Here is a 13,973-nt window from a genome sequence, read left to right as displayed (position 1 = left end):
AGTAAATGTGGTGGATATATGAGTAAAATGTTTGGTGGACTATTATTTTAATGGAGAAAAATGTAGAAAAATATCGGAAAATAATAACATAATTACTATTGATTTCTCAAAGTGTTTTATTATACAATGAATGTGTTATTGTATGTAGTAGATATAGGGCTGTGATTAGGTATTATAAATAAGAATTAGAACTGATAGAGATGAATGAAATTTGGAGATTAGCTTGTTTTTCTACTATTTAAATATCATTATAAGTTTCATTTATGCTTTAGCTGGATTGTTGCTCATAAGAACAATAGCGAATAAATCGCCAAATCTTTGGTTTGGTATTCGTAATAAATATACATTGTCAAACAAAGAAATATGGAGAAAAACGAATAGATCAGGTGGTATAATACTTAAATTTCGGGGTTGATATTATTGATACCTAATTTATTTATAGGACCAAGTAATGAAAAATTCTATTTATGGTTTACGTTAATTTCGCCGGTAGCAGTTATAGCTATTTTAGGGATAGCAACGTGTATTATTTCTAAAAGATTGTCTGAAGAATAAAAACTTCGGGCTATAGGCTCGAAGTTTTTTTGCATTTAAAAGTCGAAATATAGGAAATTGTGTTGGAAAAATGTGATTGACATCTCAAAAAAAACCTTTTACAATGAATTTAGATTTATGAAGTATAAGAAATAGATTTGATAATAGTAGAATAAAAAGTAGCAATTGGGATTTTTATACTATGTAAAGATATAATATATAGAGGGGTTTATAAAAGGAGGATAACTAAAATGGCATATTTTAAAAGTGATAAAATAATAGAAAAACCGATAGAAAATTATATTGCTGTATTAGATGTTGATTCGGAACAATGTTACAAGTTGGAGGATGTTGCTAAATTTATATGGGAAAACATAGAAAATAATGAATTTGAAAATATTTTACAATTAGTATCGAAAGAATTTTCTTGTGATAAAGAAAGTATAAGAGGGGATATTGAGGAATTTATAGAACAATTGTTAGAAAAAAAGTTGATAGTAGAATTGTAGTTTGGCTACCTAATTTGATAAAAGGTTATATAAAGAGAGGTGCCGATGGTGGGTTTTAAAAGAACTCTTTTATGGGATATTACACCAGAATGTAATTTAAGATGTAAACATTGCTATAATGCTGAAAAGTATTTCGGTGAAAATAGGAAAAATGATGTATTAAGTTATAGTCAATGTATAGATGTGATAAATAAATTAGTTAAAGGTGGTTTCGATCATATACATCTTTTAGGTGGCGAGCCCCTAATGAGAAAAGATATCTTTGATATTATTTCTTATGCAAACTTGAAAGGGGTTACAGTAACAATAAATACTAATGGAGCTTTATTAGATGAACAAAATATTGAAAAATTGATAGAAAGTGGAATTAAGCAAATAAGTATAAGTTTAGATTCTACAGATCCTCAGATTAATGATAATATTAGAGGTGTTGGAACGTTTAGGAAAGTTATCGAGAATATTGCACTTTTAAAAAGCAAATTGAAAAAAAGTAATAAATATGTATTAATTCAAATATCGACAGTTATAATTAAAAATAATGCAGAAGATATTATTAATTTTCCTAAAATACTCAAGGAATTAGGTATTAATGTATTAAATGTATTATCGTTGTATAAATGTGGAAATGCAAATAGAAATAAAGAACTTTTATATGATTTAAATATCGAACTTAGAGCTATTAAGAGGCTAATAGAAGTGAAAAATAGAGTTTATCCGGATTTGTTTTTACAGTTAGATTGTAAACCTATAGTAGCAAGATATTTGAACAGGGTTTTTGGTAAAAAATATATAGAAGAGAATAAATCGGTATGTAGAGCTGGAGAAAGTATTTGGTTATTAGAACCAAATGGAGACATCTATCCTTGTGGTTCTTGTAATTTATCAACAGCAGAAGCTTGTAAGAGAGAAGGGAAACTTAAAGGTAAACCTGTAAATATATTAGAGTTAGAATATTTTGAAAATATTGAAAATCATATTTTTTACAAAAGTTTTAGAAAATTAAAAGAAGAAAATAAACATAATAAAAGATTATGCAAAGTATGTGAATTCAATTCTATATGTGATGGTGCATGTCCTCTAAAGCTTGAAGATGAATATAGTATATGTGATGTTATAAGTCAAGAAGAACAAAGATATTATGATAAGTTGAAATTTAATAGATATAAAATATGTGAGAACGTATTAACTAAAATTGATGATAAAGAGAGTGTTTTATTTCGAATGGACGAAGGTGTTGTGAAGAGATTCAACAACTGGAAATCTTTAGTACTTAAATATATTGAGAATAATGAGGGAATAAAAGATATTTATTCTGAATTATTAAGGAGTGGATATAATATTTCTGAAATTGAATTGTCTAGATTTTTATTAGATTTAAAATGTTTTGGTTATATAAAAAGATTGTAGATTTAGTAGAAAGTATTAAAGATTTAAGTTAACTTTAAATTAAAGATAAAGAGAAAATAAAAGATTAAAGAGGGAGGTGAGCAAATGTATAAACCACCAAAACTTAAAGTTATAAGAGTTGGACTTACACATATAGTAATTGGCGCTAGATCAGGAATGGGAATGTGTAAAGTTACTTATGTAGAAAAATAACAAAAATTTTTAATCGGCATGCAGTAATTAATTTTGCATGCCGATTAAAAGATAAAAAGTAACTTAAGATTAGGATTAAATATAAAGGGGATATGATTCATGAGTTCTTCAAGTACACTTAGTAAAGTATTGAAAATTTTTAAGTTATGTAGAGAATTCTGGGGCAAGGCTATAGTATTAGCTATTACTTTAGTATTGACTAGTTTTTTATCTGCTTATCCCATTAAATACATAGAGAAAATAATAAATATTGCTACGAGTTCAGCCCAAGATAAAGTTAAAGCTTTTTTCTTGGCGGGTTGTGTTTATCTATTATTACATGTGTTAAATATAATATTTAGAGCTTTATTTGAATATTTAAATGTTTATTTAGAAACGCAAATTGGACATAAAATAAGAATTGAATTATTTTCAAAACTTCAAAAAATTCCATATAGAGTTTATGTTGAGAATAATACTAGTGATTTAATGGTTAGATTGATAGAAGATAGTAAAATAACAGTAAGTGGGATGTTGAAACCATTGACTTTTATAATCAGGGATATTTTAATTTTCATTTTTGGATTTTATTATATGTCAAGAATTGATTTGCAAATCACTTTAATAATGGTTCCAATAGGAATTGTTTTATCTTTGCAGGCAATTAAAACGGGGCCTAAGATAAATAAATTGGCCGAAGATGAAAGACAAGCGAATTCTTTATTGTGGGGAAAATTTTCTGAAGGAATAAAAGGGATTAAAGAAATAAAATCTTATTGTCAGGAAAAGAGATTTAGTGAAGAAGTGTCTAAAAAAAGTATAAATATGAACAAAAAGATATTGAGTCTTCAGAAATTTGTAATAATTACTAGTAATATTAATAGTGCATTTTTTATGGGAATAATTGCTTTTATTATGATATTTGGAGGATATAAGGTAAGTATTGGGACTCTATCTATTGGAGGACTTACTGCTATTATGATGTATAATGGACTTCTTATAGATCCTATGATTAATTTTTTTTCGTTTTATCAACAAATGCAGCAAGTGTTTGTAAGTTCAGATAAAATTTTTTCTATTTTAGAAGAAAAGGAAGAAAACAGTGGAGAAATTCACTATAAATATACTTTTGAAAATAAATTAGAAATAAAAGAATTGACTTTCAAATATAATGATAAAATTGCTTTAAAGAATATTTCATTAAATATATTTAAAGGAGAAAAGGTTGCTTTTGTAGGATATAGTGGTTCGGGGAAAAGTACGCTGTGTAAGTTACTAATAAGGTTTTATGAACCTGACAAAGGGCAAATAATTATCGATGGTTATGACATAAAGAATATAAGTTTAAATAATTTAAGAAAAATATTTGGGATAGTTTTTCAAGATACTTTTTTATTTACAGGAACTTTAAGAGAAAACATACTGTTTAGTAATCCACAAGCTACAGAGGAGGAGTTAAATGAGGCTTTAAGGATTGCAGGAGTAGATTCGTTTCTTGAAAAACTTCCATTTGGACTTGATACTCCTGTAGGCGAAAACGGATTTAATTTATCTGGAGGAGAGAGGCAAAGAGTTTCTATTGCAAGGACAATATTAAGAAATCCTGATATAATTATTTTGGATGAATCGACATCTTCATTAGATCCGATTACAACATCAAAGGTTATAAAACGTATTGTAAAAAAATATGAGAACAGAACAATAATATTTACTGCTCATAAATTAACGACTATTTCTAAGCTGTGTGACAAAATATATGTATTTAAAGATGGTGAAATTGTAGAAGAGGGAATACATGACGAACTAATTAATAGAGATACATTATATAGAAAGATATATAATGCTCAGTTTTTAAAATCTTCATAAATATATAAGGTGGGGTGGGGAAGTATTATGTCTAAAATATTAGTTTGGGATATTACGGATAAGTGTAACTTAAGATGTACTCATTGTTATAATGCTGATATGTATTTTAGTAAAAAGGTTAATTCATTAACTTTGTCAGATAAAATAGAGGTTATAAAAAAAATAGCCGATAATGGTTTTGATAAATTAATGTTATTAGGAGGAGAACCACTTATTTGTGAAAATCTCGATCATATTTTAAAAGCAGCAAATAAAAATTCTATAAAAGTATTTATAACGACGAATTAGAAATTTAGCACTTGAAAATTTTTTAGGGCGATAGCCCGTTGTTTTGTAATTGCTTTTGTTGACTAATAGGTCAAAGTGATTTAATATTGTTTTATAACATATTTTTTAAAAGGGGTGTCAAAATGAGTATTTATGACAGCAGGCGATTATCTTTTATTGTTGTATTGTTGACTGTATTTATTCTGATATTTAATACAGCAAGTGTCTTTGCTGATGGCAATGACGGTAATTTCGAAAACGAAATGCAAGACATTAGTCAAGAACAATTAAAACCTGTGCATGGAAAAGTGGTTGAGATATTGTCAGATGAAATTGAGGAAACTGAAGGTTATGATCAAAACTATGAAATGCGCCATCAGAGAGTAAAAGTAAAAATCACGAGCGGAAAGCATAAAGGAGAAACTATTATTGTAGATAATTATATTGATGAAAGAATAGTTTACAATATTATTGTAAATAAGGGCGATAACGTACTTTTATTTTTAGAAGAAGATGAAAATGGGAATATTTTGGTCGGATATATAGGTGAAATTGCAAGAGATAAATATTTACTTTATTTAGTTATAGTTTTTATACTTCTTTTAATATTAGTTGGTGGGTTTAAAGGCTTTAAAACTGTAATAACATTAGCTTTAACAATTTTAGCAGTTGTTAAAATACTACTACCTTTGATATTAAAAGGGTATAGCCCTGTGTTAGTATCTATAATTGTTAGTATAGGTGTAATCATTATAACTCTATTAATTATAAGTGGAATAAATAAAAAGACATTATGTGCTATAATAGGTACTGCAGGAGGAGTATTAATTGCCGGTCTAATAGCATTAGGTATCGGTACAATGGCTAAACTTACTGGATTAGGTAATGAAGAAGCGCAAATGCTTATGTTCATTCCTCAAAATATAAGTTTTAATTTTAAAGGGTTACTTTTTGCAGGAATTATATTAGGTGCATTAGGAGCTGTAATGGATGTAAGTATGTCCATTTCATCAGCTATGTACGAAATGCAATCTGTTAATCCAGAAATTAGTACAAAAGATTTAATTAAATCTGGTATGAATATGGGACGAGATATTATGGGAACTATGTCAAATACTTTAATATTGGCATATGCAGGTGGAGCAATCCATTTAATGCTTCTATTTTTAGCATATAATTTTTCATTTGTTGAAATAATAAATAGAGATATGATTGCTTCGGAAGTTGTTAGGGCATTAGCAGGAAGTATAGGACTTATTTTAACTATACCGCTGACAGTTTTAGTGTCGGGGACAATAGGAAGGGACAAAAATTATAAATCGATTTAATAGTTAAATGTAAATCAAAATGAGGTAGATGATTAATCATCTACCTCATTTTGATTTATTGTGTTATTTTTTTATTTCTCCAAATGCATTTATATACATTTGTTTAATTTCGCTAATTAAAGGATATCTTGGGTTAGATACAGTACATTGATCGTCAAATGCCTTTTCGCTCATTTCATCTAATGTTGCAAAGAATTTTTGTTTAGAAACTCCAGCTTCTCTTATAGTCTTTGGTATATTTAATTTAGCTTTTAAATCATCAATAGCCTTAATCAATAGTTCTACTTTTTCATCATCTGTATTTCCACCTAATTGTAAATAGTCAGCAATCCTAGCATATCTCCATTTAGCATTTGGATATTTATATTGTGGGAATGTAGCTTGTTTTCTAGGATTATCTACTGCATTGTATCTAATAACTTCATTGATTAATAGAGCATTTGCTATACCATGAGGTATATGATGCATAGAACCTAGTTTATGAGCCATTGAATGGCATACGCCTAAGAAAGCATTAGCAAATGCCATACCTGCCATAGTTGAAGCATGAGCCATTTTTTCTCTAGCTTTTATGTTATTTGGACCATCATTATATGCTTGAGGTAAATATTTAAATATAAGTCTAATAGCTTCTAAAGCCATTCCATTAGTATATTCTGAAGCACATACAGAAACATATGCCTCTATAGCATGAGTTAATGCATCAATACCAGAAGCTGCTGTTAATCCTTTTGGCATATTCATCATAAGCTCTGCATCTACTATAGCCATATCTGGAGTAAGCTCATAATCGGCTAATGGATATTTAATTTGAGTTCTTTCATCTGTTATAACTGCAAAAGGAGTTACTTCAGAACCTGTACCTGCTGAAGTTGGTATTGCTACCATCATAGCTTTTTCACCCATTTTTGGGAACCTGAATACTCTTTTTCTTATATCCATAAATCTCATTGCTAAGTCTTCAAATCTAACTTCTGGATGCTCGTACATTACCCACATTATTTTAGCAGCATCCATTGGTGAACCTCCACCTAAGGCTATAATTGTATCAGGTTCAAAACTTCTCATTTCTTCAGCACCTTTTTTAGCAATAGCTAAAGTTGGGTCTGGTTCTACATCGAAGAATACTTTGAAATCTATTTGTATTTCTTCTAACACTTTTGTAATCTTATCAACAAAACCTAAATTATAAAGAACTTTGTCAGTTACAATAAAGGCTTTCTTTTTATTCATATCTTTTAATTCTTTTAATGCCATTGCTAAACAGCCATATTTAAAGTATATTTTTTCTGGCACTCTAAACCAAAGCATATTTTCTCTCCTCTCGGCTACGTTCTTTATATTTAAAAGGTGTTTTACCCCAACATTTTCTGATACTGAGTTTCCACCCCAAGAACCGCAGCCTAGAGTTAAAGAAGGAGCAAGTTTGAAATTGTATATATCTCCTATAGCACCTTGAGAAGAAGGCATATTTATTATTGTTCTTCCAGTTTTCATTACTTCGCTGAACTTTGCAATTCTGTCTTTTGATTTAACCTGATCAGTATACAATACTGAAGTATGTCCAAAACCTCCAAGTTCAACAAGTTTTTCAGCTTTATCAAGAGCTTCTGAAAAACTTTTTACTTTGTATAGAGCAAGGATTGGAGATAGTTTTTCGTGTGCAAAAGGTTCGCTAGCTTCTACAGATTCAACTTCTCCAATAAGGACTTTAGTGTTTTCTGGAACTTTAATTCCTGCCATTTCAGCTATTTTATATGCTGATTGACCAACTATATTTGGATTTATAGAGCCGTTAACTAAAATAATTTTTCTGATCTTATCTATTTCATTTTTCTTTAATAGGTAAGCTCCTCTTTCTGAAAATTCCTTTTTAACTTCATCATAAACATCTTCTATAACTATTACAGATTGTTCAGAAGCACAGATAACTCCATTATCAAAGCTTTTTGAAAGGAGTATTGAGTTTACTGCCATTTTTATATGTGCAGTTTCGTCTATTATAGCAGGAGTATTTCCTGCACCTACACCTATAGCTGGTTTACCTGATGAATAAGCGGCTTTAACCATACCTGGTCCACCAGTAGCAAGGATTAAATCAGATTCTCTCATGGCACATTGAGAAAGTTCTATAGAAGGTTCATCTATCCAGCCTATAATTCCTTCTGGAGCTCCTGCTTTAACTGCTGCTTCTAATATTATTTTTGCAGCGGCTATTGTTGATTTTTTTGCTCTTGGATGAGGTGAAAATATTATACCATTTCTAGTTTTTAATGCGATAAGAGCTTTAAATATTGTAGTTGAAGTTGGATTTGTAGTTGGTACAATTGCAGCTATAACACCTATTGGTTCTGCAATCTTCACAATACCAAAAGAGTTGTCTCTTTCAATGATACCACAAGTTTTTTCATCTTTATATTTGTTGTAAATATATTCAGATGAAAAATGGTTTTTTATAACTTTATCTTCAACAATTCCCATACCAGTTTCTTCAACTGCCATTTTTGCAAGTTCAATCCTAGCATTAGTTGCAGCTATTGCAGCTTGTCTAAAAATTTCGTCTACTTGTTCTTGAGTATAAGTAGCGTATTTTTTTTGAGCTTTTCTTATTTCTTTTAATTTTTTCATTAAATCTTCTACATTTTTAACAGACATAATTGCCACCTCTCTCTTGAATTTTAAATATATAATTATAGTTAAAAAATTAACAATAATATACTAAAAAAATAATATGATGCTTTTATATATTTAACAGGTATAAATACACTCCTTTCTTACTAGAAATCTAAACCATAAAGATATGGTTAAAAAATTAACAATAGAACGCCAAAAAAATAATCCATATTGTAATTCACAGATATTCTATAATAAAAATCTAAAAGAACAATATAGTTAAAAAATTAACAATAAATCATTAAAAAAACAATATGTTTTCACATATTCGACAGCGAAAATATAAAAGTTTTAAAAAAGAATCACCCATATATATAATATCATAAACTTTTATAGATTCAAGTATTTTTTAAAAAAATTTTTTAGATTAAAAAATATAAGTTTGATTGCAGCTTTAAAGAGGATTTTAATATGTTTAGTCGAAATATATTCATAACCTAAATAAAATCAAGAGATATAATTTGTTGGATTATTAAAAAAGTGGAAGTGGGATTTATGACTCCGATATGTGTAAAGTTATTTGATATTCCTACTGTAATAAAAGATGGTAAAAAAATAACATTTCCTTTAAGAAAAGCAGAAGCTTTATTTTACTATTTAGTAGTAAATAAAAAAGCAACTAGGGATGAACTAGCTTCTCTTTTGTGGGGAGAACTTTCAGAGAGGAAAGCAAAGAAGAATTTGAGAAATACAATGTATAAGATAAGGAAATCTTTTGAAATGGATATTATTATATCTCCGCAAAAGCATATTGTAATGTTAAATCCTGATATAGATTTAAATATAGATTTAGATATTTTTTTATCTGATAGTGATAATGATATTGAAGCGTACTCAGGAGAATTTTTAAAGGGATTCTTAGTTAAGGATGCTCAAAAATTTGACGAATGGTTGATAAATACAAGAGAGAAATTTAAAGAAATATATATATCGAAACTTTATAAAAGGATAAACGAAAGTCAATTAAAACAAGAATATGATTTAGTTGAAAAGTATGCGAAATTATTGATTGAAGCTGATGAATTTGATGAAAAGGCACATAGAATTTTAATTAAGCTTTATAGCAGTAAAGGAGCTTATAATAAGGCAATTGATATTTATAATAAGTTATTAAAAAGGTTAGCCAGTGAATTAGGAATAACGCCTGAATCAGAAACTAAACGGCTTTACGAAAATATTTTACTTATGAGAGATTCAAAGGAGAAGGAGGATTTAAGTAATAAAGAATTTTTTTATGGAAGAAATGAGGAACTTCAATTTTTAGAGAAAAATTATAAAGAATTTGTATACGGTAAAAGTTCGAAGTCAGTCCTTATAATAGGAGAAGCTGGAATAGGTAAAACTAGGCTTAAAGATAAGTTCTTAAGTATGATAGATAAGGAAGATGTATATATAATTGAAGCTAACTGCTATCAAGTGGAAGAAGACTATCTGCTTAAACCATGGAATACTATACTTGATAAACTTATTAATATTATCAAAATTGAAAATATAGATGTTCCAGCCCTATGGAAAAATATTATTTCTTGTATATTTCCTGTATTTGCAGATGAATCAGTTCAGCTCAATATAAATCCAGTAGAAAAAATAGACAGTTTAAAGTATCAAGTTGTTGAAGATGTAATTTTAAGCATTTTCAAAAAGGTTTCCAGAAAAAAGAAAATACTGCTTATATTTGAAGATTTACATTGGATGGATGATATGAGTTTATCTTTACTCAGTAAGCTAATTTTACATGATGAAAATAATAATATAAATTTATTAGGGACTTTAAGAAATGTATGCAGTTATAAGATTGAGAGGTTTACAGCGCTTTTGATTAAATATAATAAATTGGAGAAAATTTTTCTAAGTAGATTTACAAAAAGTGAAGTAGAAGATTTTTTAAGTAAGGCTCTTCCGGGGCATAGATTTACTGAAGAATTAAAAAACAGGATTTATGAGGAGACGGAAGGAAACACTTTTTTCCTAGTAGAATTTTTAAATACGGTAAAAGAAAAAGGAAATATAAATTTTATGACTTCAAAAATTCAAGATATATTAAAAAGCAGATTATTGGGTATTTCTGATGATGGTAGAAAAATAATAAATATTATTTCGCTATTTTTTGATGAGGCAAGTTTAGATATTATAAAAGAAGTAAGTGGAAAAAGTGAATTTGAAATCATTGAAATTATTGAAGAATTAAAAAATAAATATATAATCAAGGAGATAGTTCAGGAAGATAAGATAAGTTATAAATTTACTCACCAGAAATTAAGGGAATTTGTATATTTTGAACAATCTCAGACTATGAGAAGACTGCTTCACAATAGGATTGGGTCTATATTAGAACGTAATTTAAAGAATAATAACAGTGATATGCTTTTATATCCGAAAATTATATATCATTTTTCTAATGGAGGCAATAAGTTAGCTACTTTAAAGTATAGTATAAAGAATGTTGATAGATATTTAGATTTTAGCCATGAGCTTTTCCCTGAATTAACAAATGTACCAATTAAGGATAAAGGATATTTATATATAACAAAAGATAAGGCTATTAAGTATTTAAATGATATTGAAAAGTTACTTGATGAAGTAAAGAAAAAGGAAGGTTTAACTGAAGATATTATAAAACTAGAGATAGCGTTTTTTCATATGAAGGGTAGATATTTAATAAGAGAAGGTGAGTATGACAGAGGAATTGATTATATAAAGAGAGTTATAAATAAGTCTATTGAGGTTGGAGAATATAGGTATGCTCTGAAAGGTTATAGACAGATGATATATTATTCTATTCAAACTCATAATAGCGATACTATGAAAAAATATCTAGATTTAGGATTAAAACTTGCTAGACAGTTAGAATATAAAAAGGATATAGCTATTTTATTAAGGCTTAAAGGTGTAAATAAAATTATGTCTGGTGAATATAAAAAGGCTGAGGAGTTTTTGAAGGAATCTATAAGGATGTTTACAATACTTAATCAAGATGAAGATAGATATTCACTAAATATAGCGGCTGCCTATAATTATATAGGTGAGATAAGAAGACATAATATGAGCTTTTCAACGGCTCTTACGTTTTATGATAAAGCTATTAAAATTTGTGAGGATAAAAAAGTTATAAGAGGACTTACAATATTCACAACAAATGCGGGGCAAGCGGCTTATGATATGGGGGATTATCATAGAGCTAGACAGTATTTGAGAAAGGCGTTAGATGTATATAACCATATTGATACACTTTGGGGACGTTCAACGGCTGAAGGCTATATGGCACTTTTATATATACAAGAAGGTAAATATAAAGAGGCGTTAGAAAGTCTGAAAAGAGCTGATTATTTTTCTAAAAAGTTAAAAAGTCCTTATGAATTAGGACTTATATATAGAGTTAAAGCTGAGATTAGAAGTAAAATGGGGAAAAACCAGTTTTTAAACGATATATTTAAGGACTATTTGAATAAAGATTTAAAATACTATTGCGATTGCGGTATAGAGCTTTTAAAAAAAGTCAGGGAGAGTTATGAAGTCGATATTTTAAAGGCTTTAAGGAAAGAATTAAGATTTGATGAGAAAGTATATGATTAAGATGAAAAAATGTGAGGTGTTAGATATGTTAAATGAATTATATTTAGATTTTTGTATTGTTAATGGTAAAGTTTGTTCGGTTAAAGAAGTCAATACTGATTTAATAAATTCACCATCTATATATGAGGTTATTAGAGTTATAGATGGTGTTCCTTTGTATGTGGAGGAGCATTTGATGAGAATGAGAAAATCGGCTCAATTACTTGGATTTAAAATAAAAAAATCAGATGATGAAATATTATATGAAATTAAAAAACTGATTGCTGCAAATAATTTTCCCAATTTAAATATAAAATTGGTATTTAGCGATCTTGATAAAAGTAATCATATGTTTTTAGCATATTTTATAAAGAGTTATTATCCAGAAAAAGAAGTATATGAAAATGGTATACATACAATTCTTTTTAACATTGTAAGAGAAAATCCTAATGCTAAAGTAGTAAATATTGAGTTTAAAGAAAAAATAAAAAAAGAGTTAGAAGACAGAAATGCATTTGAAGCTCTTTTGGTTAATGAAGATGGGTATATTACCGAAGGCAGTCGTTCTAATATATTTTTTGTTATAGATGATAAAGTATATACTGCACCTGAAGGTGATGTTTTGCAGGGAATAACTAGAGAAAAAGTATTAAAAATTTCAAAAGAGCTTGGAATAGAAATTATAGAGAAGAATATACATATTGATGAATTGAAAAATTTAGATGGGGCTTTTATGACAGGGACATCTGTAAATGTTTTGCCTATAAAAACTATTGATGAAATAAAGCTGAATTCTGTTAATAATAAGATAATAAAAGAAATCGGTTTAAGTTATATTAAGGATATGGAGAATTATATTGAATCTAAGAAAAATTTGTTCTAGGAGTGATTTCATTTATGAAAGCTATATTTTTAGATAGAGATGGAGTTATAAATGATAATAGTAAGCATGTAAATAGGCCAGAGGATTTAATAATTTATGAATCGGCTAAAAGAGGGTTAAAAAAATTATATGATGCTGGATTCACACTATTTATAGTTACTAATCAGGGTGGTGTTGAATTAGGTTATATAACAGAAGAAGATTTAAATAAAATACATAAAAAACTTATAGAAAAGCTTAAACCGTACTGTCAGATTAAAGAGATTAAATTCTGTCCTGATTTCTATAGAAAATCAGAATGCAGGAAGCCTAAACCGGGAATGATTTTAGAACTTGCTGAAAAGTATAATATAGATTTGAGCCAGAGTTGGATGATAGGGGATATGGATACAGATATTATTGCAGGGTTGAAAGCAGGTTGTAAAACTGCGAAAATAGGAGATGCATATGAAAAAGCGCATATAAATGGCAGAGATTTAGACGATGTAGCTGAAAAAATATTATCTGGAGTATAAAAGAAAGAGGATAGATTATCTATGTAAGCAGGTTTAATAAAAATCTTTACAAAATAGAGTCAAGGAGTTATTCCTTGAATCAGACTGCTTATAAACTTATATTTTTCAATATTTATGAAAATGAAAGCGAATGCTTGAAAGAATTTAGTTAAAAAACTAGATGAAAATTTTGAAGAAAATCCGTAGGTTTGACAGGAGGTCAAACCAGCATCCTACAAGACAGGATGTCTTGATTAGGTGCGTTAGGATTTTCTAAAAATTTGAGCCT

Annotated in this window: 11 protein-coding genes; 10 read left to right on the top strand and 1 reads right to left on the bottom strand. The window is 28.2% G+C overall.

Going from position 1 to position 13,973, the window contains the following annotated elements; all coding sequences use genetic code 11:
- Nucleotides 1-211 precede the first annotated feature (211 nt).
- The 7 genes from BUB51_RS13665 to BUB51_RS02085 all read left to right on the top strand — a co-directional run bounded on the left by BUB51_RS13665 (nt 212) and on the right by BUB51_RS02085 (nt 6,082).
- On the top strand, nt 212-415 hold the full coding sequence (locus tag BUB51_RS13665) for an SdpI family protein (protein ID WP_083599475.1): 204 nt from the start codon (nt 212-214) through the stop codon (nt 413-415).
- Between the two features lie 5 nt (nt 416-420).
- Nucleotides 421-555 carry a hypothetical protein gene (locus BUB51_RS13545; RefSeq protein ID WP_278293804.1) on the top strand — a complete coding sequence of 45 codons (135 nt, stop codon included), beginning with the start codon at nt 421-423 and terminating at the stop codon, nt 553-555.
- Nucleotides 556-785: 230 nt separating this feature from the next.
- Entirely contained in the window at nt 786-1,043 is a 258-nt protein-coding gene (locus BUB51_RS02105; RefSeq protein WP_073195039.1) for a PqqD family protein, read from the top strand.
- Nucleotides 1,044-1,088: 45 nt separating this feature from the next.
- On the top strand, nt 1,089-2,450 hold the full coding sequence (locus BUB51_RS02100) for a radical SAM/SPASM domain-containing protein (RefSeq protein WP_073195037.1): 1,362 nt from the start codon (nt 1,089-1,091) through the stop codon (nt 2,448-2,450).
- A 291-nt stretch (nt 2,451-2,741) separates the two neighbouring features.
- A complete protein-coding gene (locus tag BUB51_RS02095) occupies nt 2,742-4,487 on the top strand; it encodes an ABC transporter ATP-binding protein (RefSeq protein WP_073195036.1) in 1,746 nt (581 codons plus the stop codon).
- A gap of 27 nt (nt 4,488-4,514) precedes the next feature.
- A complete protein-coding gene (locus tag BUB51_RS02090) occupies nt 4,515-4,775 on the top strand; it encodes a radical SAM protein (RefSeq protein ID WP_073195034.1) in 261 nt (86 codons plus the stop codon).
- Nucleotides 4,776-4,897: 122 nt separating this feature from the next.
- Nucleotides 4,898-6,082, top strand: a complete 1,185-nt coding sequence (locus BUB51_RS02085) for a YibE/F family protein (RefSeq protein WP_073195032.1) — start codon at nt 4,898-4,900, stop codon at nt 6,080-6,082.
- Nucleotides 6,083-6,145: 63 nt separating this feature from the next.
- On the opposite strand, the gene adhE is transcribed toward BUB51_RS02085, so the two are convergent.
- The gene (gene adhE / locus BUB51_RS02080; protein ID WP_073195030.1) at nt 6,146-8,737 is read right to left on the bottom strand and encodes a bifunctional acetaldehyde-CoA/alcohol dehydrogenase; all 2,592 of its coding nucleotides are present in this window, start codon (nt 8,735-8,737) and stop codon (nt 6,146-6,148) included.
- 513 nt (nt 8,738-9,250) lie between these two features.
- Between adhE and BUB51_RS02075 the strand changes: the two genes are divergently transcribed.
- From BUB51_RS02075 to BUB51_RS02065, 3 genes are read left to right on the top strand one after another with little or no spacing between them, the layout of a single operon-like run.
- Complete coding sequence (locus tag BUB51_RS02075) at nt 9,251-12,328, top strand: AAA family ATPase (protein ID WP_073195028.1); 3,078 nt, start codon at nt 9,251-9,253, stop codon at nt 12,326-12,328.
- Complete coding sequence (locus BUB51_RS02070; RefSeq protein ID WP_242945534.1) at nt 12,321-13,190, top strand: aminotransferase class IV; 870 nt, start codon at nt 12,321-12,323, stop codon at nt 13,188-13,190. Before BUB51_RS02075 ends, BUB51_RS02070 begins: the two co-directional genes overlap by 8 nt.
- Nucleotides 13,191-13,204: 14 nt before the next feature.
- Complete coding sequence (locus tag BUB51_RS02065; protein ID WP_073195026.1) at nt 13,205-13,705, top strand: D-glycero-alpha-D-manno-heptose-1,7-bisphosphate 7-phosphatase; 501 nt, start codon at nt 13,205-13,207, stop codon at nt 13,703-13,705.
- Nucleotides 13,706-13,973: the final 268 nt, after the last annotated feature.

Source organism: Caloranaerobacter azorensis DSM 13643, from assembly GCF_900129995.1.
Taxonomy (GTDB): domain Bacteria; phylum Bacillota; class Clostridia; order Tissierellales; family Thermohalobacteraceae; genus Caloranaerobacter; species Caloranaerobacter azorensis.
Note: the sequence above shows the minus strand (reverse complement) of the source record. Positions and strands in the feature narration are given on the sequence as shown.

What these genes read in the sequence shown, in the direction of transcription:
- BUB51_RS02105 (WP_073195039.1), top strand. Translation starts at nt 786, where the DNA reads ATGGCATATTTTAAAAGTGATAAAATAATAGAAAAACCGATAGAAAAT.
- BUB51_RS02100 (WP_073195037.1), top strand. Translation starts at nt 1,089, where the DNA reads ATGGTGGGTTTTAAAAGAACTCTTTTATGGGATATTACACCAGAATGT.
- BUB51_RS02095 (WP_073195036.1), top strand. Translation starts at nt 2,742, where the DNA reads ATGAGTTCTTCAAGTACACTTAGTAAAGTATTGAAAATTTTTAAGTTA.
- BUB51_RS02090 (WP_073195034.1), top strand. Translation starts at nt 4,515, where the DNA reads ATGTCTAAAATATTAGTTTGGGATATTACGGATAAGTGTAACTTAAGA.
- BUB51_RS02085 (WP_073195032.1), top strand. Translation starts at nt 4,898, where the DNA reads ATGAGTATTTATGACAGCAGGCGATTATCTTTTATTGTTGTATTGTTG.
- adhE (WP_073195030.1), bottom strand. Translation starts at nt 8,737, where the DNA reads ATGTCTGTTAAAAATGTAGAAGATTTAATGAAAAAATTAAAAGAAATA.
- BUB51_RS02075 (WP_073195028.1), top strand. Translation starts at nt 9,251, where the DNA reads ATGACTCCGATATGTGTAAAGTTATTTGATATTCCTACTGTAATAAAA.
- BUB51_RS02070 (WP_242945534.1), top strand. Translation starts at nt 12,321, where the DNA reads ATGATTAAGATGAAAAAATGTGAGGTGTTAGATATGTTAAATGAATTA.
- BUB51_RS02065 (WP_073195026.1), top strand. Translation starts at nt 13,205, where the DNA reads ATGAAAGCTATATTTTTAGATAGAGATGGAGTTATAAATGATAATAGT.